Below are 20,496 nucleotides of genomic sequence, written 5' to 3'. Positions count from 1 at the left end.
TTCAGCGGAACACCGTTGCGTGCCGTGGACGGGTATCCTGTCCACGGCGCCCGTTCCAGCGACGTTCCATCGTTTCCACAGGTCGTCGGCTCAGCAGTTGTCGCCGTCTGCTCTCCCCAGACTCCTATCCGAGGTTGCTTCCGATGCTCTACCAGCTCTATGAATCGCAGCGAGCCCTGCTCGCACCGTTCTCCGAATTCGCCAGCGCCACCTCCAAGCTCTACGACCACCCGCTGTCGCCCTTCACCCACACGCCGCTGGCGCAGCGCGTCTCGGCGGGGTTCGAGCTGCTGCACCGCTTGTCGAAGGAATACGAGAAGCCCGCGTTCAACATCACCACGGTGCGCGTGGGCGGCACCGATGTGGCCGTGCAGGAGCAGGTGGCCGTCACCAAGCCGTTCTGCCGGCTGCTGCGCTTCAAGCGCTTCACCGACGAAGGCCCGGTGCTCGAGCGGATGAAGCAGCAGCCCACCGTGCTCGTCGTCGCACCGCTGTCCGGGCACCACGCCACGCTGCTGCGCGACACCGTGCGCAGCCTCCTGCAGGACCACAAGGTCTACATCACCGACTGGACCGACGCCCGCATGGTGCCGACCGAGGTGGGCCCCTTCCACCTCGACGACTACGTCGCCTACGTGCGGGAGTTCATCCGCCACATCGGCCCCGAGGTGAACGTGATCTCGGTGTGCCAGCCCACGGTGCCGGTGCTCGCGGCGGTGTCGCTGCAGGCCAGCAACGGCGACATCGTGCCCCGCACGATGACGATGATGGGCGGCCCGATCGACGCCCGCCGCTCGCCCACCGCGGTCAACAACCTCGCGATGAACAAAAGCTTCGAGTGGTTCGAGAACAACGTGATCCACCGCGTTCCCGTCAACTACCCGGGCGCCGGGCGCCGCGTGTACCCGGGCTTCCTGCAGCACACCGGCTTCGTCGCGATGAACCCGGACCGCCACCTGACCTCCCACTACGACTTCTTCCTCGACCTCGTGCGCGGCGACGACGACAGTGCCGAGGGCCACCGGGCGTTCTACGACGAATACAACGCCGTGCTCGACCTGCCGGCCGAGTACTACCTCGAGACCATCAAGGTCGTGTTCCAGGACTTCGCGCTGGTCAACGGCACCTGGAAGGTCGACGGCGAGCTGGTGCGCCCGCAGGACATCAAGCAGGCGGCGCTGCTGACGGTCGAAGGCGAACTCGACGACATCTCGGGCGCCGGCCAGACCCGTGCCGCGCACGACCTGTGCACCGGCATCCCGCGTGACCGCCAGTTCCACTACGACGTCGCCGGCGCAGGCCACTACGGCATCTTCTCGGGCCGCCGCTGGCGCGAGAAGGTCTACCCCGAGGTGCGCGACTTCATCGCCCGGTTCTCCGATCCGCAGGCCGCCGCACCCGCGCCGCGCCAGCTCACCGCCGACACGCCGGCCCCCGCCGGCGCCCCGAAGCGCGCGGCCAGGAAAGCGCCGGTGCGCGTGCGCAACAGTGCCTGACGGGCACCGTCCGCCCGCGGCGCCGCCCGGCGCCCGGGCCGGATAATCGTCCCGTGACCGCCGCCTCCCTCACCGACGCCATCGACGCACTGCTGCCCCAGACGCAGTGCACCCGCTGCGGCTACCCCGACTGCCGGCGCTACGCCGAGGCCATCGCCGCCGGCGAGGCCGAGATCAACCGCTGCCCGCCCGGCGGCGCCGAAGGCGTCGAGCGCCTGGCCGCGCTCACCGGCCGCCCCGCGTTGCCGCTGGACCCCGCCCATGGCACCGAGGGCCCGCTGCTGCGCGCCGTGATCGACGAGGCCTGGTGCATCGGCTGCACGCTCTGCATCAAGGCCTGCCCGGTCGACTGCATCGTCGGCGCACCGAAGCTGATGCACACCGTGGTGGCCGACCAGTGCACCGGCTGCGAGCTGTGCGTGCCGGCGTGCCCGGTCGACTGCATCGCGCTGGTCGACGCCAGCGGCGGGCGCAGCGGCTGGGCCGCCTGGACGCCCCAGCAGGCCGGCGAATCGCGCGAGCGCTACGCCTTCCACCTGTTGCGCACCGCCCGCGCCGAACGCGAGAACGATGCGCGCCTGGCGGCCAAGGCCGAAGCCAAGCTCGCCGACCTGGCCGCGGCGAGCCGGCTCGCCGACCCGCAGGCACTGGACCGCAAGCGGTCCCTGGTCGAGGCCGCGCTGGCCCGTGCACGCGCCCGCACGCAGACCCCACCGGCCCCGCCGCCGTTCGACCCGGCATGAACTCCACCGACATTGAGCTCTTCTTCGCCACCCTGAAGGCCGCCAACCCGCAGCCGGAAACCGAGCTGGAATACACCAACCCGTTCGAGCTGCTGGCCGCCGTGCTGCTGTCGGCCCAGGCCACCGACGTCGGCGTCAACAAGGCGACGCGCAAGCTGTTCCCGGTGGCCAATACGCCGCAGAAGATCCTGGCCCTCGGGCTCGACGGGCTGACCGAGCACATCCGCACCATCGGCCTGTACCGCACCAAGGCCAGGAACCTGCTGGAGACCTGCCGGCTGCTGGTCGAACGCCACGGCGGCCGGGTGCCGCGCACGCGCGAGGCCCTGGAGGCGCTGCCGGGCGTCGGCCGCAAGACGGCCAACGTGGTGCTCAACGTCGTCTTCGGCGAGCCGACGATGGCGGTCGACACGCACATCTTCCGTGTCAGCAACCGGACCGGCCTGGCGCCCGGCCGCAACGTGCTCGAAGTCGAGGAACAACTGCTCGCACGTGTCCCCGAGAACTACTTGCCAGATGCGCACCACTGGCTCATCCTGCATGGTCGCTACGTGTGCCAAGCCCGCCGGCCGCTGTGCGAAACCTGCCGTGTGCGACCCTGGTGCGATCACGGCCGGGCGCTCGACCACCAGGGGGCTGCTAGGGAAGTTGCATGACCGTCGATCTCGCCATCCTCCACACGCTTGCACTGCGGTTGAGCGACCGTGAGATCGACGCACGCGGCTACCTCACCGAGATCGCGCAGCTGCTCACCCGGTGGGTCGGCTGTTCACGGGCCGGCCTGTGGATCTTCGTCGAGACGGACCGCGGGCCGGCGCTGCACTGCGTGGCCATGGTGGGGGCGAGCACCGCGCAGCGCATCGCCGCACCGATCGCGCTGCCGACCGACATGATCGGCGTCGACCACCCCGAGTACTTCACCTCGCTGCTCAACGAAGGCTGCGTGGTGGCCGACGACGCACGCAGCCATCCGTCGACGCTCAGCTTCCTGCGCGACTACCTGGTGCCCGAAGACGTGTACTCGCTGCTCGACGTGTGCCACTCGGTCAACGGCGAGCTGTTCGGCGTCGTCACCTGCGAGCAGGTCGGGCGGCCGATCACTTGGTCGGCCCGGCAGCTGCAGACGGTGCGGCAGTTCGTCTCCCGCGCCGGGCTCACGCTGCGCGAGGCCAGCGTGGCGCTGGGCGTGGCCTACCGCCGGCCTAGCGAGGGCAAGGCCTGGAACGACACGGGTTGGGAATGACCAGCCCTGCGCCGTAGGGCACGGGCCGCGGCCAGTCGGCAGGCGTCGGGGCGGGATGGGCCGCCAGCCGCAACGCATTGACCCAGCCCGCGTGCGCCACCACGATCACCGGCCTGCCGGCCACCTCCGCCGCGAACGACGCCACGCGGGCACGCAGCGCCGCGACCGTCTCGCCGCCGCCGGGGCCGTGGTGCAGGAAATCCGCGTCCCAGGGTGCAAAGGCCTCGGGCCCGATCGCCGACCAGGGCAGGCCGTCCCAGGCACCGAAATCCAGCTCCAGCAGCCGCTCGTCGATCCGGTGGGCGTAGCCGCGCCGGGCCAGCGCGCGGCCCACGTCGGCACAGCGCCGCAGCGGGGAGGTCCACACCTCGCGCGGGAGGCGCTCGCGGCGGGCGATGCGCTCGATGCGGTGCGCCAGCCGCTTGGCCCGGCGGGCATCGATCGCCAGGTCGGTCCGCCCGATGCAGCGCCCGACGGCATCCTCCGGGCGCGGATGCCGCCACAGCCACAGGCTCGCCGCCGCGCAGGCAGCGCCAGCGCCGCCCGGATCGTCGTGCGCGACGGACGACACGAGCCGCCTCAAGCGACCTGCGCCGCCAGCGCCAGGTAGGCGGCCAGCTCCGTCCACTGCTGCGTCGCGCCCAGGCCGTCGCCGGTGTAGCCGCCGAGCCGGCGGCGCAGCCAGCCTGCGCACACCCAGGCCACGCCGGCCACCGCGGCCAGCGACGCCGCCACCCTCGCCGGCGGCCAGCCGGCCGCGACGGCACCCGCCGCGAGCAGCGCCGCCCAGCCCAGCGCCACCCCCAGGCTGCCCGCCCCCACCTGCTGAGCGAAAGGCTTGGCCTTCGCGTGGTCCGGATCGCCCGCATAGGGCAAGGCCACGAGCAGCGCGACGGCGGCCGCCCGCGACACGCCGTGCGCCATCACCAGCGCCGCGGCCACGGCGCCCGCCGAGCCCGCGGACGCCAGCACGCACAGGGCCGCGGCCTTCAGCGCCAGCGTCAGCACCAGCCCCAGCGCGCCGTAGCTGCCCAGCCGCGAGTCCTTCATGATCGCCAACGCGCGCTCGCGCGCCACCGCACCGCCCAGCCCGTCGCAGGTGTCGGCCAGGCCGTCCTCGTGGAAGCCGCCGGTCAGCCAGACGGTCGCGGCCATCGACAGCAGCACCGCCACCGGCGCCGGCCACAGCTGCAGGGCACCGAACAGCACGGCCGCGCCGAGGGCACCGACCCCCGCCCCCACGAGCGGGAAGTGCCGCGCGCAGGCATGCAGCCACGCCGGATCGAAATCGCGCAGCCGCACCGGTACCCGGGTGAGGAACTGCAGGGCGACCGCCACGAGCCGCAGTTCGTGCCGCAGGCCGGCGCGTGGCATCGTCAGCGACCTTCCCGGTCGGACACGCCGGCCGATTCGAAGCTCGCCATCTCGTTGAGCATGCCGGCGGCCGCCTGCACCAGCGGCCAGGCCAGTGCCGCGGCCGAGCCTTCGCCGAGGCGCATCTCCAGGTCGAGCAGCGGCTGCGCCTGCAGCGTGCGCAGCAGGGCGGCGTGGCCGGCCTCGGCCCCGCGGTGCGAGAACACGCAGTAGTCGCGCACCGCGGGCCGCAGCGCCCGTGCGGCCAGCGCCGCCGCCGCGACGATGAAGCCGTCGACGACGATCACGCGCCGCTCGTGCGCCGCCTGCAGCATCGCGCCCGCGAGCATCGCGATCTCGAAACCGCCCAGCGCCGCCAGCAGGTCGGCGGGTGCCCGCAGCGCGGCGTGGCGTTCCAGCACCTGCGCCAGCAGCGCCCGCTTGCGCACCACGCCGGCCGCGTCCAGCCCGGTGCCCCGGCCCACGGCCGCCTCCAGCGGCACGCCGGCCAGACGAGCCAGCAGCAGCGCCGCGCTGGAGGTGTTGCCGATGCCCATCTCGCCCAGCAGCAGCACGTTGCCTGGAAGGCTGCGCACCACCTCGGCGCCGGCCGCGAGCGCGGCCTCGCACTGCGCGGCCGTCATGGCGGGGCCCTGGCTCGCATCGGCCGTGCCGGCGGCGATCTTGCGCAGCAGCAGTCCCTCGCGCGGCGCGAAGTCGTGCGCCACGCCGGCGTCGACAAGCGTCACCGGCAGGCCCGCCTGCCGCGCGAACACACTCACCGCGGCGCCACCGGCCAGCATGTTCTCGACCATCTGCCAGGTCACGTCCTGCGGGTAGGCCGAGACGCCGCGGCGCGCCAGCCCGTGGTCGGCGGCGAACACGACGAGCTGGGGTGCGGTGAGCACGGGCGCCTCGGTGCGCTGCACCAGCCCCAGCTGCAAGGCCAGCGCCTCCAGCCGGCCCAGCGCGCCCAGCGGCTTGGTCTTGCGGTCGATGCGCTGCTGCAGCCGGGCGGCAAGTGCGGCATCGGCGATGGGGAGGATCTCTGGAACGTTCATGCGGGGTTGGAGGAAGTTCAGGGGCGCAGCAGGCCCATCAGCGCGCCCGGCGCAAAAGCGGCGTCGACCACATCGGCCAGGCCGTCGAACACGGCCTCAAGCGCCGGCGGCCGACGGCCGAACAGCGCCTGCAGCACCTCGGGCTGCTCGAAGAGCCCGTGCAGGTACAGCGCCAGCACGTTGCCCTGCTGCCAGCCGAGGTGCGGCGCACCCGCCAGCGCGGGCTGCAGCGCGGGGCCGGCGCCGGGCATCGGCACGGTGCGGCCGAGGTGGATCTCGTAGCCTTCGAACGCCAGGTGCGACAACGGCGCCCAGGCGCCCTGCAGCCCGCCGAAGCGGTGCCGTGCACGCGCCAGCCGCTTGGCGGGCTCGAAATGCGTGGCCAGCGGCAGCACGCCCAGCCCAGCCGTGCGGCCGGGCAGGCCGCCTTCGAGGCCCAGCGGATCGTCGAGCAGCGCGCCGAGCAGCTGCAGTCCGCCGCACACCGCCAGCAGCGGCCGGCCGGCCGCGGCGTGCGCGCGCACCGGCCCATCGAGGCCCGTGGCCTGCAGCCATTCGGCATCGGCGCGCGTGTGCTTGCTGCCCGGCAGCACCAGCCAGTCGGCCGCGCGCAGCACGGCCGCGTCGCGGCTGAAGGCCAGTGCCACGCCCGCGGCGCGCAGCGGCTCGAACTCGTCCAGGTTGCTGGCGTGGGGCGTGGCCAGCACCACGACGCGCGGTGCGTCCGGCGCACCGCTGCCGGCGCTCGCGCCGGGCACCGCGTCCTCCTCGGGCAGGCCGTGGTCGCGGTGCATCGGCACCACGGCGAGGGTCGGCACGCCGGTCAGTTCCTCGAGCCGCTGCGGCGCCGGCGCGAGCAGCGAGGCATCGCCGCGGAACCGGTTCAGCACGAAGCCGCGCACCTGGCCGCGCACCTGCGCATCCATCAGCGCGTGGGTGCCGTAGAGGTGGGCGAAGGCACCGCCGCGGTCGATGTCGGCCGCCAGCAGGCAGGCCGCCTCGGCGGCGATCGCGCTACGGGTGTTGACGTAGTCGCTGGCGGCGAGGTTGATCTCGGCCGGCGACCCGGCGCCCTCGATCACCAGCACCTCGGCCTCGTCGCGCAGCGCGCCGAGCGCAGCCAGCGCCGTCGGCCACAGGTGGGCGCTGCGCTCGCGCCAGGGCATGGTGGTGAGGTCGGGCCGCACGCGGCCCATCAGCACGACCTGGCTGCGGGTGTCGGCCTCCGGCTTCAGCAGCACCGGGTTCATGCGCACCTCGGGTTCGGCCCCCGCGGCCAGCGCCTGGAAGTACTGCGCGCTGCCGATCTCGCCGGGCTCGCCGCCCGGCCCCTGCACCACCCGCGCATGGTTGCTCATGTTCTGGGCCTTGAAGGGCCGCACCGCCAGCCCCTGGCGGGCATACCAGCGGCACAGCGCCGTCGCCAGCCAGCTCTTGCCCGCCCCGCTGGTGCAGCCCAGCACCATCACCGCCCGCGCCGTCATCGCAGTGCCTCCATGTCGGCCGGCGCCAGGGCGTCGGCCAGTGCGCGCTGCGCGGCCGGCGGCTGTGCGCTGAGGCGCCACGCACCGGGCAGGCCCATCGACGCCGCATCGCGCAGCCGCACGCCGTGCGCCCGCAGGGCGGCCGCATCGGGCGGCACGGCGGGCCGGGCGCAGAAGAACGGCACGACGCTGTCCGCATCGCCGGCCGCCCATCCGCGGCCGCGCAGCAGCGATGCCAGGCCGGCGCGCCATGCACGCAGCACCTCGCGGGACGCCGCCAGTTCCGCCTGCGCCTTCGGCGTCCCGAAAGCCTGCAGCAGGGCCACGCCATCGGCGCCCAGCGGCCACGAGGCAGCGTCGCGCAGCAGGGCCTGCGCGGTGTCTTCGGCGCCCGGCGGCGCAATGGCATAGGCGCCGCGCACGCCGGTCAGGCCGCAGGCCTTGTTGGGCGACCACAGCTGCCATGCGGTGGCATCCGTGCGCACCGGCCCCGGCGCGGCCCGGTCCAGCCGCAGCGGCTCGTAGGCCAGGTCGAGCACCACGATGGCGCCCGCCGCATGGGCGGCATGCAGCCAACCGCCAAGCAGCGGCGCGGCGGTCGTGCCCTCGGGGCTGGCCGGCTCGGTGATCCACCACAGCTCGCCCGGCTGCGGCGGCGGCGCCTGCGCCAGGCGCCGGTAAGCGCAGGCCGCGAGCCCCTCGGCCCGCGCGGCCGCGGCGTAGTCGCCATAGCCCGGCACGGGCAGCACCACGCGACGCACCCCCGCCCAGGCCGCCGCGGCCCGGGTGAACTGCTGGATGAACGCGCTGCCGCTCGCCACCGGCAGCACCCGCTCGAACGCCACCCGGTGCCAGCCGGCGAGCACCTGCCGCAGCGCGTGGTACTGGGGGTCCGGGTAGCGCGTGCGGTCGGCGCGGCGCACCGCAGCCGCCACGCTGGGCAGCGGCCCGGCGGCATTGGCATTGCTCGAGAAATCGTGCGGCAGCGGCCCGGCGGCATCGACGCCGCCATGCACACGCGGCGGATGCCGCGGCACCGCCCATCGCCCGAACGGCCGCGCCGCCTGCGTCATGCCGCGCCCCCGAACGAGCGGACCGCAGCGGCCAGCACGGCCAGCGCCGCGGCACACCCTGCCAGGCCGCGGGCGCCGCGCCGCACGGCCGCGGCCACATCGGTGGCCACGGGCTCGCGGCCCTGCGCATGCAGCGTGTACACACCCGGCTTGCGCAGCCGCACGTCCAGCGCCAGCGCCATCGCGCCCATCGGCCAGCCGCCGTTGGGCGACGGCGTGCGGCGTGCCTCGGCGGCCAGGCGGCGCCAGCCCATGCGCCACGGCAGCAAGGCCCGCGCGCACAGCCGCGCCGGCAGCCAGGCCAGCGCATCGTCCGCCCGAGCGGCGCACTTGCCCGCCCATTCCCAGCGTCCGCGGTAGCCCCACATGGCGTCGGCGGTGTTGGCGTAGCGGAACAGCACCGCCCCCGGCAAGCCGGCGACGGCGAACCAGAACAGCGGCGCGATGACGGAATCGTTGAGGTTCTCGGCCAGCGTCTCGATGGCGGTCTCGCGCACCTGGGCCGCGCTCAAGGCGGCGGTGTCGCGGCTGGCCAGCCGTGCCACCTGCGCCCGCCCCGCATCGAGCCCCTGCGCCAGCGCCGCTTCCACCGCCTGCACCTCCTCGCGCAGCAGCCGCCATGCGAGCATCGGCTTGAGCAGCAGCCCCAGCACCGCGGCCAGCGCCAGCGCCGTGGCCGGGCTGCCGTCCGGCAGCCCGCGGCGCAGCAGGTGCTCGGCGGCGGCAGCCGCCGCCGTCACCGCGCAGGCGCCCGCGGCCCAGCCGAGGCAGCCCGCCGCCCAGGCCCGGCCCGCGGGCCGCTCCGGCAGCCGGCGGCCGGACCAGGCCAGGTAGCGCCCGATGCCGACGACCGGATGCCAGCGCGCAGGCGGCTCGCCGAACAGCCGGTCGGCGAGCAGCGCCACGCCCATCGCCATCGGGGGCACGGCCCAGGCCCAGGCGGCGCTCAATCCTCGATGCCCCGCTGCGCCGGCACCCCGGCCTGGAAATGGTGCTTGACGAGCGCCATCTCGGTCACCGTGTCGGCGAGGTCGATCAGCTCCTGCGGCGCGTTGCGGCCGGTCAGCACCACGTGCACGTGAGGCGGCCGGGTGCGCAGCGCTTCCAGCACGGGCGCCAGCGGCAGCCAGCCGTAGCGCAGCGGGTACATGATCTCGTCGAGCACGACGAGGAAATGCGTGCCGGCCTGGAGCGTGGCCCGTGCCCGCTCCCAGCCTTCGCGCGCCAGCGCGGCCGATTGCTCGAGATCGCGGCTCTTCCAGCTGAAGCCGTCGCCCAGGCCCTCGATCGGGATGCCGAGCTGCTCGAAGAGCCGGTGCTCGCCGAAGCGCGCCGACGGCACCTTCATGAACTGGTAGACCTTCACCGCCTTGCCGCGCCCATGCGCCCGCAGCGCCAGCCCGAACGCAGCCGTGCTCTTGCCCTTGCCGTGGCCGGTGTGCACGATCACGAGCCCGCGGCGCTCGCCGGTGGGCCGGGGGGTGTCGCGGTCGACGGGGGGTGACTCGATCTCCATGGGGTCTCCTGCAAGGGGTTGCGGCCGGCCGGGGCGCCGCGTCAGAGGATGGGCACCGCCACCCATCGCCCGCCGGCGACACGCTCGATGTCGAATGCATGGTCGAACACCTCGACCAGCGCCTGACGCACCGCGGGGTCGGCGGGCGGGCCCTCGGCGCGCACGCGGCCGGCGGCCATCACCAGCAGGCGGTTGGCCGCCAGCGCGAGCGTCAGCTCGTGCAGCACCGAAGCCACCGCCGTGCCGGCGCGGGCCCGGGCCATGAGGCTGCGCACCAGCGCGCGCTGGTGGGGGGCGTCCAGGTGGCTCGTCGGCTCGTCCAGCAGCAGCACCGGCGCCTGCACGGCCAGCGCGCGGGCCAGCAGCACCCGTTGCCGCTCGCCGCCCGACAGCGCGTTCAGGCGCCGTCCCGCAAACGCCAGGCACTCCGTCTCCGCCATCGCCGCCTCGACCGCGGCGTCGTCGGCGGCCGTGGCGGCGCCGAACAGGCCCTGGTGCGGCAGCCGCCCCAGGCGGACCACGTCGCGCACGGCGATGTCGCCGTCCGCCTCGCCCTGCTGCGAGAGCCAGGCCAGCCGGCGTGCCCGCTCGCGCGCCGGCCAGGCCGGCAGCGGCCGGCCTTCGAGCTGCACGCTGCCGGCCTGCACCGGCAGCAGCCCGGCCAGGGCGGACAGCAGCGTGCTCTTGCCGGCGCCGTTGGGGCCGACGATCGCCAGCCACTCGCCCGCGCGCAGGCGCAGCCCGATGCCGTCGACGACGACCCGGCCGCCGCGGCGGACCTGCAGGCCCTCGGCGGCCAGCACCACATCGGTCGGCGGCATCTCAGCCCCCCGCCCGCCGCCGCAGCAGCAGCATCAGGTAGCAGCCGCCGACCACCGCGGTCAGCACGCCCACCGGCAGCTCCTGCGGCGCGATGACGCTGCGCGCCGCCACGTCGGCCGCGAGCAGCAGCACGCCGCCGGACAGCGCCGACAGGGCCAGCAACCCGCCGTGCGTGACGACCACGCAGCGCCGCACGAGGTGCGGCGATACCAGGCCGACGAAGGCCACCAGGCCCGCCTGCGCCACCGCGGTGCCGGTGGCCAGCGCCATCAGCACCACCAGCAGCAGCCGCACCTGCGGCAAGTTCAGCCCCAGGCTCGATGCACTCGCCTCGCCCAGCACCAGCGCGTCCAGGGCGCGGGCGAAGCGCTGCGCCAGCGGCAAGCCCACCGCCAGCGCGCCGGCCAGCATGCCGACGCTGGGCCAGCCGAGGAAGCTCGTCGTGCCCAGCAGGAACACCTGCTTGCCGCGCAGCGCCTCGGGCGACACCAGCATCACCAGGTCGGCGACGGCCCCCAGCAGCACACCGACCACCACCCCCGACAGCAGCAGCTGCAGCGGCTGGCCGGCACCGCGCGACAACATCAGCGTGAGGCTCACGCCGGCCAGCGCGCCCACGAAGGCGGCACCCACCAGGCCCAGGCGCAGCAGCCAGCCGACGCTGGCCATGCCGATCGTCACGCCCAGCAGGCCGCCCGCCGCCAGCACCAGCACCACGCCCAGCCCCGCGCCGGACGCCGAGCCCAGCAGGTACGGATCGGCCAGCGGGTTGCGGAACAGGCCCTGCGCCAGCGCCCCGGCCAGCCCCAGCAGCGCGCCGGCGAACAGGGCACCGACGGTGCGCGGCGCGCGGATCTCGCTGACCAGCGGCCACTCGTCGGCCCAGGCCAGCGACCAGCCCTCGCTGCCCGCCGCGAGGCCGGCCGCGAGCAGCACCAGCATCGCCGCCAGCAGCCCAGCGGCCAGCCGTGCAGCGGACATGCGCGGGGCAGGCATGGCCGTCATGGTGTCTTGCGGCCCAGGGCCTGCAGGCAATCGGCCATGCGCTCGGCCGCTTCGCCCAGCCGGGGGCCGGCGCGCACGAGCACGTCGTAGCCCGCGGCATCGAAGCCGCACCAACGGCGCGCCGCCACCATCGGCAGCGTCGACCAGCCGGGGCGCGCGGACATCTCGTCGATGCTCGACTGCGGGGCCATCGCGATGTCGGGCCGCGCACGCAGGATGAACTCGGGGTTCAGCTTCGGGAACGGCCCCAGCGCCGCCGGCACGATGTTGCCCAGCGACAGCCGCCGCAGCGTCTCGCCGACGAAGGACACCTCGCCCGCCGCATAAGGGCCGCCGCCGACCTCGAAGTACACGCGCTGGCCGCGCAGCGCGGGCGGCACGCGCGCGGCCGCGGCGTCGATGCGCGCGTCGATCTGGCGCCACAGCGCCTCGCCGGCCCCCGGCCGGCCCAGCAGCTGCGCCACCGCCTCCAGCGTGCGGCGCGTGTCGGCATGCGTGCGCGGCTCCAGCACCACCACCCGCAGGCCCAGGCTTTCCAGGCGGTCGATCGCACGCGACGACGACCCGGCCAGCACCACGTCGGGCCAGAGCGTCACGATGCGCTCGATCTGCGCATCCTCCAGCCCGCCGACCTGCGGCACGCCGTGCACCGCCGCGGGCCAGTTGGAGAAGCGGTCGACGCCGACCAGCCGGCCGCAGGCGTCGAGCACGCACACCGTTTCGGTCAGCGACGGCAGCAGCGAGACGATGCGCTGCACCGGCGCCTCGAAGCGGAAGCGGCGGCCGAGGTCGTCGACCACGTCGGCGGCCAGCGCCTGCGCCGCCACCAGCAGCGCCAGCGCCGCCGCCAGCCTGGCCGGGCCGCGGCGCACGCCGGCGCGCCGCGGCTGGGGCGAGCCCGTCATGCCGGCGCTCCCTTGACGTGCAGCTCGCAGCCCGCCACCACCAGCGTGACGCGCGCGCACGCCGCCGCCACCGCCTGGTGCAGCAGGCCCAGGGCATCGATGAACGCGCGGACTTCCCGCGACATCGGCGACACGCCCAGGCCGATCTCGTTGGACACCAGCACCACCGGCCCCGGGGCGGCCGCCAGCGCATCGCACAGCCGCGCACGCTGCACGGCCAGCGCCGCCGCGTCGGGCGCGGGGCCGTGCGGCGGCAGCGGCATCGCGGCCTGCGTCAGCCACAACGTCAGGCAATCGACCACCACCAGGCGCTGCGGCGCCGAGGCGCCGGCCAGCGCGCCGGGCAGGTCGGCCGCCTCCTCGAGCGTGCGCAGGCCGGGCACGCGCAGCGCACGGTCGGCACGGTGGCGCGCGATGCGTTCGGCCATCTCGGCATCGCCGGCGAGCGCGGTCGCCAGCAGCACCGCCTCGCGGCCGGGCACGGCGAGCCAGGCCGCGGCACGGGCTTCCGCCGTGCGCGACTTGCCGCTCTTCTGTCCGCCGAGGATCAGCTCGTGCATCGCGCCGCGCCCGTCATTCCATCGTCCAGCGCAGCCCCACCTGGAACACGCGGCCGGCCGTGGCGTAGTCACGCGCCAGCTCGTAGTCCTTGTCGGCCACGTTGTCGATGCGCGCTTCCAGCGAGAGGCCGCGGGCCAGCCGGTGTTCCGCGCGCAGGTTCACGAGGCCGTAGCCGCCGAGCCGGCGGGTGTTGGCCGCATCGTCGTAGCGCTTGCCCGCTGCCTGGACCTCCGCGCCCCAACCCCAGCCGGCCCATTGGCCGTCGACACCGAAGGTGGCCAGCACCCGGGCACGCCGGGCGAGGATCTTGTCGGTGTCCGTGTTGCGCGGGTCGTGCCAGTCGAGCGAACCGCGCAGCGCCAGGCCCGCGGCGCGGTGCTGCGCGGCCAGCGTCAGCCCTTCGTACTCCGCACGGCCGACGCTCTCGTAGCAACCGAAGGTGGACTGGCACGCGCCGGCCGCCCCAAAGACGATGAGGTTGCGCACGCGGTTGCGCCAGGCGGTGGCGCTGACCTCGGTCACGGCATCCGACCAGCGCAGGGCCAGCTCGAGATTGCGCCCGCTCTCGGGCACCAGCGACGCCACGCCGTACTCGCTGAAGCGCTGGTACAGCGTGGGCGCGCGGAACGAGGTCGCCGCCGAGGCGCTGGCCCGCCATCCCGGTGCGAAGGTCCAGCCCCAGGCCACGCTGCCGGTGCCCTTGTTGCCGAACTCGCTGTCGTGGTCGTGCCGCACATGGACCTGCAGCGCGTGGGCGCCGAGGTCGGCGCGCCAGCCCAGGGCCAGCGCGTCCTGCGAGCGGTCGCCGTCCAGCGTCGGCACGAACTCCGTCGCGGGGTTGTGCAGCTGGTCCTCCTTGCGCTCCGCGGTGACCGTCAGCGTGTGGACGCCGAAGCGCTGCTCGTGCTGCACGGTCAGGTCGCGCAGCGTCGTCTCGGTGCGGTAGAACGAGGGCCGCGTCTCGTAGGTGCTGCGCGATTCGCCGAGCTGCACCCGCGTCTGCGAGGCCGGCGACCAGCGCCCCTGCCACGACAGCGCGCCGCTGCGCAGCATGTGGCGGCCGGTGTCGTCGTCGGTCGTGGTGCCGAAGGCGTCGTACTGGCTGCGGATGTTGCTGGCCGTCAGCGTCGCCTCGACGCGGTGGCCCTCGGCGACACGCGCGCCCACACGCGCATGCATCGCGCTGCGCCGCCAGCCGTCGTCGTCGGGGTTGGCGGTGGGAATGGGCCGCGAGTTGAAGCCGTCGCTGCGGTCGTGCGAAGCGGACAGCGCGTAGTCCAGCGCCCCGGCCGCGCCGCTCACCGCGGCATGGACCTTCGCCGCCTGCCGGGAGCCGAGGCTCACGCCAGCGCTCACCAGCGGCTTGCCCTCGCCGCGGCGGGTGAAGAACTGCACCACGCCGCCCACGGCATCGGAGCCGTACACCGCCGCGGCCGGCCCGCGCACGACCTCGATGCGGTCGATCTGCTCCAGTGGCACCTGCTCCCAGAGGGCGCCGCCGGTGGATTGCGAATCGATGCGCTGGCCGTCGATGAACACCGCGACGTGGCGCGTCTCGCTGCCGCGGATGAAGACGCCGGTGGTACCCACCGGGCCGCCGCTGCGCGAGATCTCGATGCCGGGCAGCCGGGCGAGCAGGTCCGCCACGGAGGCGGCGCCGCTGCGCTCGATGTCGACGCGATCGAGCACCGACATGTCGGCCAGCACCTGCGACAGCGGCTGCGCGATGCGCGAGGCGGTCACGACGACGGTATCGGCCGGAGCCGGGGACTGCGCCAGGACGGCCGGGGAGGCCAGGCAGATCGAGGTGGCCGCAAGGGCATGGCTGCGCCAGCGTGCGCGGCAGCCGAGGTTGGATGGGGAGTTCACGACAGGGAATAGGGGACAAACGTGCGCAGCCGCTTCCCCGCAGCTTCGCACCTTACGGCCCGCGCACACGGCGCGGGCCACCTCGTTGGCCGGTATCCGGGCTGGCGGACCGTCCGTGCAGCCTTCCCAGGCGCGGCGCGAACCGGCATCCCAGTGGCAGAAGGCACCGACGCGGAACGTTGACGACATCAACCTTCCGTCCGCTTACCGTTGCGGGGGCAGCGCAGGTTGGGTGCGGACCGTTGCGGACCGAGCCTCCCTGCTTCCCGTTTACCCCGGGCCGCGACGACGCGCGGACCAGGCACCAACGGGCCGGATGCTACCAGCCCGCCGCCTACAATCAGGACCGCCCCCCGACCGTCCCCTGCCATGCCCACCCTCGAAGACCTCGCCGAGCGGATCGAACGACTCGTGCTGCGCCACGAGGAACTCAAGCGCACCAACACCCTGCTGATGCAACAGCTCGAATCGGTCACCACCGAGCGCGACCAGCTGCGCTCGCGCCTGAACGCGGCACGCGCGCGCATCGATGCCCTGCTCGACCGCCTGCCCGCCAACAACGCCGGCGCCGGAGGCGACGCACCATGAAGCAGATGGAAGTCACCATCCTCGGGCAGAGCTACATCCTGGGCTGCCCCGACGGCGGCGAAAGCTCGCTGATGGCCGCGGTGGCCAGCGTCGACCGCGAGATGAGCGCCATCCGCGACGCCGGCCGCGTCAAGGCGCGCGAGCGCATCGCGGTGCTCGCCGCGCTCAACCTCGCCTACCAGCTGGCGGAGCGTCCGCCGGCACCCCCCGCCGAGGGCGAGGCCCCCGCACCGGCCATCGACATCGGGCAGCTCGTGCGGCGCATCGACACCGCACTGGGCGACGACGGCCACCTCCTCTGACACGGCTTCGGCGGCCAGCGCAAGACAAACCGTCGAGACCCGCCGGGCGCCATGGAGATGGCGGCGAAGTCCTACGGCCTGCGGGGCCTGAGCGCCTTAGAATGGATTTGTCCGCCGCGTTCGCGCGGGTCCTATATTTCCTCGAACCGATGGTCTATGACCAAGGGCTTGGAACATCGCTTGGCTGGTGTGATCGTCTCGCGTCAGATGAACCCGAAGCCTCGCTGACCTCGCCCACCTGAACTTCCCTTTGGGGTTCGGGAATGCGGCTCGCGGCTCGTGGCGGACACCCTTCCCTTTCTTCTTCGACGCACTCCGCCGTGGGCTACTGGCTGATGAAGAGCGAGCCCGACGAGTGCTCGATCGACGACCTCGTTCGCCTGGGCCGCGTGCCCTGGACCGGCGTGCGCAACTACCAGGCGCGCAACTTCATGCGCGACGCGATGCGCATCGGCGACGGCGTGCTTTTCTACCACTCGTCCTGCCCCCAGCCGGGCATCGCCGGCGTCGCCGAGGTGGCCAGCGCGGCGTACCCGGACGCCACGCAGTTCGATCCGGCCAGTCCTTACCACGACGCCAAATCGAGCCCGGACCAGCCGCGCTGGCTGCACGTCGACGTGCACCGCGGCCGCAAGACCCGCCTGCTGAGCCTGCCCGACATGCGGCAACGCCCCGAGCTGGCCTCGATGCGGGTGCTGAAGCCCGGCAACCGGCTGTCGATCACGCCGGTCACCGACACCGAATGGCACGCGGTATGCGCGCTGCTGCAACCCGCGTAGACCCGATGGACATCACGCTCGTCGCCGCCCTGCTCCTGCTGGGCACCTTCACCGGCTTCATGGCCGGCCTGCTCGGCGTGGGCGGGGGCATGCTGATGGTGCCCTTCCTCACCTACCTGTTGTCGGCCCGCGGCGTGCCCGCCGCGCTCGCCGTCAAGATGGCCATCGCGACCTCGATGGCGACCATCCTCTTCACCTCGCTGTCGAGCGTGCGCGCCCACCACCGCCGCGGCGCGGTGCGCTGGGACGTCGTGCGCGGCCTGGCGCCCGGCATCGTGCTCGGCGGCCTCGTCGCGGGCGCAGGTGTGTTCGCGGTGCTGAAGGGCAGCACGCTGGCGCTGTCGTTCGCCGCGTTCGTCGGCTTCTCGGCCACGCAGATGCTGCGCAACCGCAAGCCCAAGCCGACACGCCAGCTGCCCGGGCCGCTCGGGCTGGGTGCTGCGGGCGGCGTGGTGGGCTTCCTCTCGGGGCTGGTCGGCGCGGGTGGAGGATTCGTCTCGGTGCCCTTCATGACCTGGTGCAACGTGTCGATGCACAACGCCGTCGCCACCAGCGCCGCGCTGGGCTTCCCGATCGCGCTGGCCAACACGGCGGGTTACGTGGTGGGCGGCTGGTCGATGCCCGCGCCGCTGCCCGGTGCGCTGGGCTACCTCTACCTGCCGGCGCTGGCGGTCATCGCCGTCGCCAGCGTGGTGACGGCCCCGGTCGGGGCGCGGGTGGCGCACGGCATGGACGTCGCCCGGCTCAAGCGGGTCTTCGCGCTGGTGCTCTACGTGCTGGCCGCCTACATGCTCTACCGCGGCCTGACGGCCTGACGCCGGCCGGCTGCGCGCCGCGCGGCCCTCAGCCGGCCCGTTCGAACTTGATGCCGGCCAGCGTCACCACGTTGCCGCCGCGGCGCTGCGCCTCGGCCAGCGCGGCGTCGCAGGCCTCGCGCAGTTCGTCCTGGGTGTGTGCGGTGTGCGGGTAGCTCGCGACGCCCATCGACACGCTGAAGCGCAGCTCCTCGCCATCCAGCACGACGATCTGCGTCGCGCATTCGCGCCGCAGGCTCTCGACACGGGCGTGCGCCGTGGCGAGGCCCACGCCGGACAGCAGCACCGCGAAACGTGTTTCGTCGACCCGGCAGGAGGCGTCCATCGCCCGCGTGTTGCCGCGCAGCAGGCGGCCCAGGGTCTCGAAGATGCGCGCCTGCGCGGGTGCGCCCAGTTCGGCCACCCGGCCCGATGGCGGATCGATCGCCACGGCCACCAAGGCGAACTCGCGGTGCTCCCGCGTCGAGAGATCGACCTCGCGGCGCAGCTGGTCGTCAAAGTGCGCCCGCGTGTAGAGACCGGTGCGGGTGTCGCGCAGCGTCTGGTCCTGCAGCTCGCGGCGCAGCGCCTCGGCCCCGCGCTGCATCTTCTCGAGTTGCTCCAGCGCCGCGCGCAGCTGGGCGTCCTTGGCCTTCTGCGCGGCCTGGTCGGTCCAGATGCTGCACAGCAGGCGCCGGCCTTCGGCGTCGGGCGGCGTCACCAGCCGCAGCACGCGGTAGTCGAACTTGTTGCCCTGGCGCTCGAAGCGGTGCTCGCTGGTCAGGGGCTGGCCCTGGGCGACGGCGGTCTGCTCCGCCGCCCGCAGCGGGGTGACGAGCGCGGGCTCGAGCAGGTCGGCATCGGTGCGGCCCAGCACCTGCGCCGGCTCGGCGCCCAGCCACTGGGCCATCGCGTCGTTCACGTGCAGGTAGGCGCCGCTGGCGAGGTCCTTCACGGCCAACAGCGCACCCTGGCGCTCCAGCAACGCGGGGAGCACCAGCGCGAAGGCGGCCTCCAGGGCCGGGGTTGCGGGCGCAGGCGCCGTCAACGCCGGGGGCTGGGGATCGGGTGGGCGAAGGCTGGACAAATCCATCGAAGCATTCTGCGCGCCGTTCGTATGCGGCCCGCGGGCGTCGGTCTATGGTGAATGGCAGGTGCGGGCGAAGCAAGCACCGAAGCATATGCGGCGCCCATTCTCCCTAGCTTGAAGCAGTTTGGTCGGCCTCGTGCCTGAAACTTCTTCACCGGCCCTCCCGCTTCCCGCGTCCCATCGACGTGCATTGTGCGCACCGCGATGCGGCGTGACCATGGTTGCAAGCGCGATGACGGCACCACACCAGGGAAAACGCTGGCGCCGTCCCAGGGCTGGGCGTTTGGCATGGAACCTGCTTTTTTCCGTGCAAGGCGCAGTGAAGCGCCCCGGCCGCTGTCCTGCAGCGGTTGCCGTGCACACCGACGTGCGCAGCCATGACCCTCCCGGCGAATCCGTTCGCCGATCCCGTTCCGCTCTCGGAGGAGCATCGTGCCGTCGTCGTTGTCACCTGCCATGGGGGCTTTTGCAAGCCCGTCGCCGCTGCCCCAGCGCAGCACCACCCGCCTGCCCCGTCCCGCCGCACCGGCTTGTGGTGCCCCGCAGGCGTGAACGCCATGGCAGGCTTCAAGACCTTCCTGCGCGCCGGCCACTGGCCGACGCTCGCCGCCTCGTTCCTCTACTTCGACTTCTGCTTCGCCGTCTGGGTGCTCAATGGCGCGATGGGGCCGTTCATCAGCGAGACCTACGGGCTCTCGGCGGCGCAGAAGGGCTTCATGGTGTCGGTGCCGATCCTGGCCGGCGCGCTGATGCGCTTCCCGCTGGGTGTGCTCGCGCAGTACATCGGCCGCAAGAACGCCGCGATGGTCGAGATGGGGCTGATCGTGCTGGCGCTCGGCTTCGGCTACTTCTTCGTCGACAGCTACGACGGCGTGCTGGCGATGGGCGTGCTGCTGGGCATCGCCGGCGCAAGCTTCGGCGTGGCGCTCAGCCTGGGCAGCGGCTGGTTCCCGGCGCAGTACAAGGGCCTGGCCATGGGCATCGCGGGCGCCGGCAACAGCGGCACCGTGCTGGCGGTGCTCTTCGCGCCGCCGCTGGCGATGAAGTTCGGCTGGCAGGCCGTGTACGGCCTGGCCGCGCTGACGATGCTGCTGCCGCTGGCCGTGATGTGGTGGGCCGCGAAGGAGCCGCCCGACCGCGAGCACCAGACCTTCCGCGAGCACGTCGCCTGCCTGTTCGAGAAGGACGGCTGGGCCTTCAGCCTGATCTACGTGGTGACCTTCGGCGGCTTCATCGGCCTCGCGAGCTTCCTGCCCACCTACTTCCATGACCAGTTCGGCGTCACCAAGGTCGAGGCGGGCCAGCTCACGATGCTCGCCACGCTGATGGGCTCGGGCGTGCGCGTGATCGGCGGCCACGTGTCGGACCGGCTCGGCGGCATCACCACGCTGTCGGGCGTGCTGGTGATGGTGGCGATCAGCCTGCTGGCCTGCGGCTTCGCGGGCGGCTCGCTGCCGGTGACGACGCTGCTGTTCATGCTGTGCTTCGCCGCGCTCGGGGCCGGCAACGGCGCCCTCTTCCAGCTCGTGCCGCTGCGCTGGCCGCTCACCACCGCGGTGGCCGGCTCGATGATCGGCGAGGTCGGCGCGCTCGGCGGCGGGTTCCTGCCCAACGCGATGGGGCTGTCGAAGCAGTTCACCGGCACGTACCTGTGGGGCTTCGTCGCCTTCACGCTGCTGGCGGTGGCGATGCTCGGGATGCTGCGTGTCGTGCAGATCCGCTGGACGCGCACCTGGGCCGAGAAGGGCGGCCGCGCACGCCCCACGCCGCCCGGCGGCCCGGGCGCCGCCGCGCCGCGCCGCGCCGCGCTTC

Annotated in this window: 22 protein-coding genes, 1 other RNA gene and 1 riboswitch; of the genes, 10 read left to right on the top strand and 13 right to left on the bottom strand. The window is 73.7% G+C overall.

The window, feature by feature from the left end; translation table 11 throughout:
* Positions 1 to 143: 143 nt before the first annotated feature.
* From V4F39_RS16685 to V4F39_RS16670, 4 genes are read left to right on the top strand one after another with little or no spacing between them, the layout of a single operon-like run.
* Positions 144 to 1,496, top strand: a complete 1,353-nt coding sequence (locus V4F39_RS16685) for a polyhydroxyalkanoate depolymerase (protein ID WP_332290838.1) — start codon at positions 144 to 146, stop codon at positions 1,494 to 1,496.
* A 53-nt stretch (positions 1,497 to 1,549) separates the two neighbouring features.
* On the top strand, positions 1,550 to 2,239 hold the full coding sequence (gene rsxB / locus V4F39_RS16680; protein ID WP_332290836.1) for an electron transport complex subunit RsxB: 690 nt from the start codon (positions 1,550 to 1,552) through the stop codon (positions 2,237 to 2,239).
* Positions 2,236 to 2,895, top strand: a complete 660-nt coding sequence (gene nth / locus V4F39_RS16675; protein ID WP_332290835.1) for an endonuclease III — start codon at positions 2,236 to 2,238, stop codon at positions 2,893 to 2,895. The genes rsxB and nth overlap by 4 nt, the downstream gene beginning before the upstream one ends.
* Positions 2,892 to 3,482: a GAF domain-containing protein gene (locus tag V4F39_RS16670; RefSeq protein ID WP_332290834.1), complete on the top strand. Its 591-nt coding sequence runs from the start codon at positions 2,892 to 2,894 to the stop codon at positions 3,480 to 3,482. The genes nth and V4F39_RS16670 overlap by 4 nt, the downstream gene beginning before the upstream one ends.
* Here the strand turns inward: V4F39_RS16670 and V4F39_RS16665 are convergent.
* From V4F39_RS16665 to V4F39_RS16610, 12 genes are read right to left on the bottom strand one after another with little or no spacing between them, the layout of a single operon-like run.
* Positions 3,442 to 4,053, bottom strand: a complete 612-nt coding sequence (locus V4F39_RS16665) for a histidine phosphatase family protein (RefSeq protein ID WP_332290833.1) — start codon at positions 4,051 to 4,053, stop codon at positions 3,442 to 3,444. The genes V4F39_RS16670 and V4F39_RS16665 overlap by 41 nt on opposite strands.
* An 8-nt stretch (positions 4,054 to 4,061) precedes the next feature.
* On the bottom strand, positions 4,062 to 4,856 hold the full coding sequence (gene cobS, locus V4F39_RS16660; protein ID WP_332290831.1) for an adenosylcobinamide-GDP ribazoletransferase: 795 nt from the start codon (positions 4,854 to 4,856) through the stop codon (positions 4,062 to 4,064).
* Positions 4,857 to 4,858: 2 nt separating this feature from the next.
* Positions 4,859 to 5,896, bottom strand: coding sequence for a nicotinate-nucleotide--dimethylbenzimidazole phosphoribosyltransferase (gene cobT, locus V4F39_RS16655; RefSeq protein ID WP_332290830.1), 1,038 nt, complete (start codon positions 5,894 to 5,896; stop codon positions 4,859 to 4,861).
* A 17-nt stretch (positions 5,897 to 5,913) separates the two neighbouring features.
* On the bottom strand, positions 5,914 to 7,380 hold the full coding sequence (locus V4F39_RS16650; protein WP_332290829.1) for a cobyric acid synthase: 1,467 nt from the start codon (positions 7,378 to 7,380) through the stop codon (positions 5,914 to 5,916).
* Positions 7,377 to 8,453 (bottom strand): aminotransferase class I/II-fold pyridoxal phosphate-dependent enzyme, encoded by a 1,077-nt coding sequence (locus V4F39_RS16645; RefSeq protein WP_332290828.1) that lies wholly within the window; start codon positions 8,451 to 8,453, stop codon positions 7,377 to 7,379. Before V4F39_RS16645 ends, V4F39_RS16650 begins: the two co-directional genes overlap by 4 nt.
* Entirely contained in the window at positions 8,450 to 9,403 is a 954-nt protein-coding gene (gene cbiB, locus V4F39_RS16640) for an adenosylcobinamide-phosphate synthase CbiB (protein WP_417281689.1), read from the bottom strand. The genes V4F39_RS16645 and cbiB overlap by 4 nt, the downstream gene beginning before the upstream one ends.
* Entirely contained in the window at positions 9,400 to 9,969 is a 570-nt protein-coding gene (gene cobO / locus V4F39_RS16635; RefSeq protein ID WP_332290827.1) for a cob(I)yrinic acid a,c-diamide adenosyltransferase, read from the bottom strand. The genes cbiB and cobO overlap by 4 nt, the downstream gene beginning before the upstream one ends.
* A 41-nt stretch (positions 9,970 to 10,010) precedes the next feature.
* A complete protein-coding gene (locus tag V4F39_RS16630; RefSeq protein WP_332290826.1) occupies positions 10,011 to 10,790 on the bottom strand; it encodes an ABC transporter ATP-binding protein in 780 nt (259 codons plus the stop codon).
* Position 10,791: 1 nt separating this feature from the next.
* On the bottom strand, positions 10,792 to 11,796 hold the full coding sequence (locus tag V4F39_RS16625; protein WP_378234975.1) for a FecCD family ABC transporter permease: 1,005 nt from the start codon (positions 11,794 to 11,796) through the stop codon (positions 10,792 to 10,794).
* Positions 11,793 to 12,701 carry an ABC transporter substrate-binding protein gene (locus V4F39_RS16620; protein WP_332290825.1) on the bottom strand — a complete coding sequence of 303 codons (909 nt, stop codon included), beginning with the start codon at positions 12,699 to 12,701 and terminating at the stop codon, positions 11,793 to 11,795. The genes V4F39_RS16625 and V4F39_RS16620 overlap by 4 nt, the downstream gene beginning before the upstream one ends.
* Complete coding sequence (locus V4F39_RS16615) at positions 12,698 to 13,261, bottom strand: bifunctional adenosylcobinamide kinase/adenosylcobinamide-phosphate guanylyltransferase (RefSeq protein ID WP_332290824.1); 564 nt, start codon at positions 13,259 to 13,261, stop codon at positions 12,698 to 12,700. The genes V4F39_RS16620 and V4F39_RS16615 overlap by 4 nt, the downstream gene beginning before the upstream one ends.
* A 13-nt stretch (positions 13,262 to 13,274) precedes the next feature.
* Positions 13,275 to 15,131, bottom strand: a complete 1,857-nt coding sequence (locus V4F39_RS16610) for a TonB-dependent receptor domain-containing protein (RefSeq protein ID WP_332290823.1) — start codon at positions 15,129 to 15,131, stop codon at positions 13,275 to 13,277.
* A gap of 70 nt (positions 15,132 to 15,201) precedes the next feature.
* Positions 15,202 to 15,455, bottom strand: a riboswitch (cobalamin riboswitch).
* A gap of 45 nt (positions 15,456 to 15,500) precedes the next feature.
* Here V4F39_RS16610 and V4F39_RS16605 point away from each other — a divergent pair.
* From V4F39_RS16605 to V4F39_RS16585, 5 genes are all read left to right on the top strand, one after another.
* Complete coding sequence (locus V4F39_RS16605) at positions 15,501 to 15,719, top strand: DUF904 domain-containing protein (RefSeq protein WP_332290822.1); 219 nt, start codon at positions 15,501 to 15,503, stop codon at positions 15,717 to 15,719.
* Positions 15,716 to 16,021, top strand: a complete 306-nt coding sequence (locus V4F39_RS16600) for a cell division protein ZapA (RefSeq protein WP_332290821.1) — start codon at positions 15,716 to 15,718, stop codon at positions 16,019 to 16,021. The genes V4F39_RS16605 and V4F39_RS16600 overlap by 4 nt, the downstream gene beginning before the upstream one ends.
* Before the next feature lie 105 nt (positions 16,022 to 16,126).
* Positions 16,127 to 16,314: non-coding RNA, 6S RNA (ssrS, locus tag V4F39_RS16595), on the top strand.
* Positions 16,315 to 16,356: 42 nt separating this feature from the next.
* On the top strand, positions 16,357 to 16,800 hold the full coding sequence (locus V4F39_RS16590; RefSeq protein ID WP_332291539.1) for an EVE domain-containing protein: 444 nt from the start codon (positions 16,357 to 16,359) through the stop codon (positions 16,798 to 16,800).
* Positions 16,801 to 16,805: 5 nt separating this feature from the next.
* Entirely contained in the window at positions 16,806 to 17,615 is an 810-nt protein-coding gene (locus V4F39_RS16585; protein ID WP_332290820.1) for a sulfite exporter TauE/SafE family protein, read from the top strand.
* A gap of 28 nt (positions 17,616 to 17,643) precedes the next feature.
* Here V4F39_RS16585 and V4F39_RS16580 read toward each other — a convergent pair whose 3' ends face one another.
* Positions 17,644 to 18,687, bottom strand: a complete 1,044-nt coding sequence (locus V4F39_RS16580) for a GGDEF domain-containing protein (RefSeq protein ID WP_332290819.1) — start codon at positions 18,685 to 18,687, stop codon at positions 17,644 to 17,646.
* Positions 18,688 to 19,241: 554 nt separating this feature from the next.
* Here V4F39_RS16580 and V4F39_RS16575 point away from each other — a divergent pair.
* On the top strand, positions 19,242 to 20,496 hold a 1,255-nt coding region (locus V4F39_RS16575; protein WP_332290818.1), incomplete at its 3' end, for an MFS transporter.

This window comes from Aquincola agrisoli, from assembly GCF_036621135.1.
Taxonomy (GTDB): domain Bacteria; phylum Pseudomonadota; class Gammaproteobacteria; order Burkholderiales; family Burkholderiaceae_C; genus Aquincola; species Aquincola agrisoli.
This window is presented reverse-complemented; position numbering and strand designations above follow the sequence as displayed.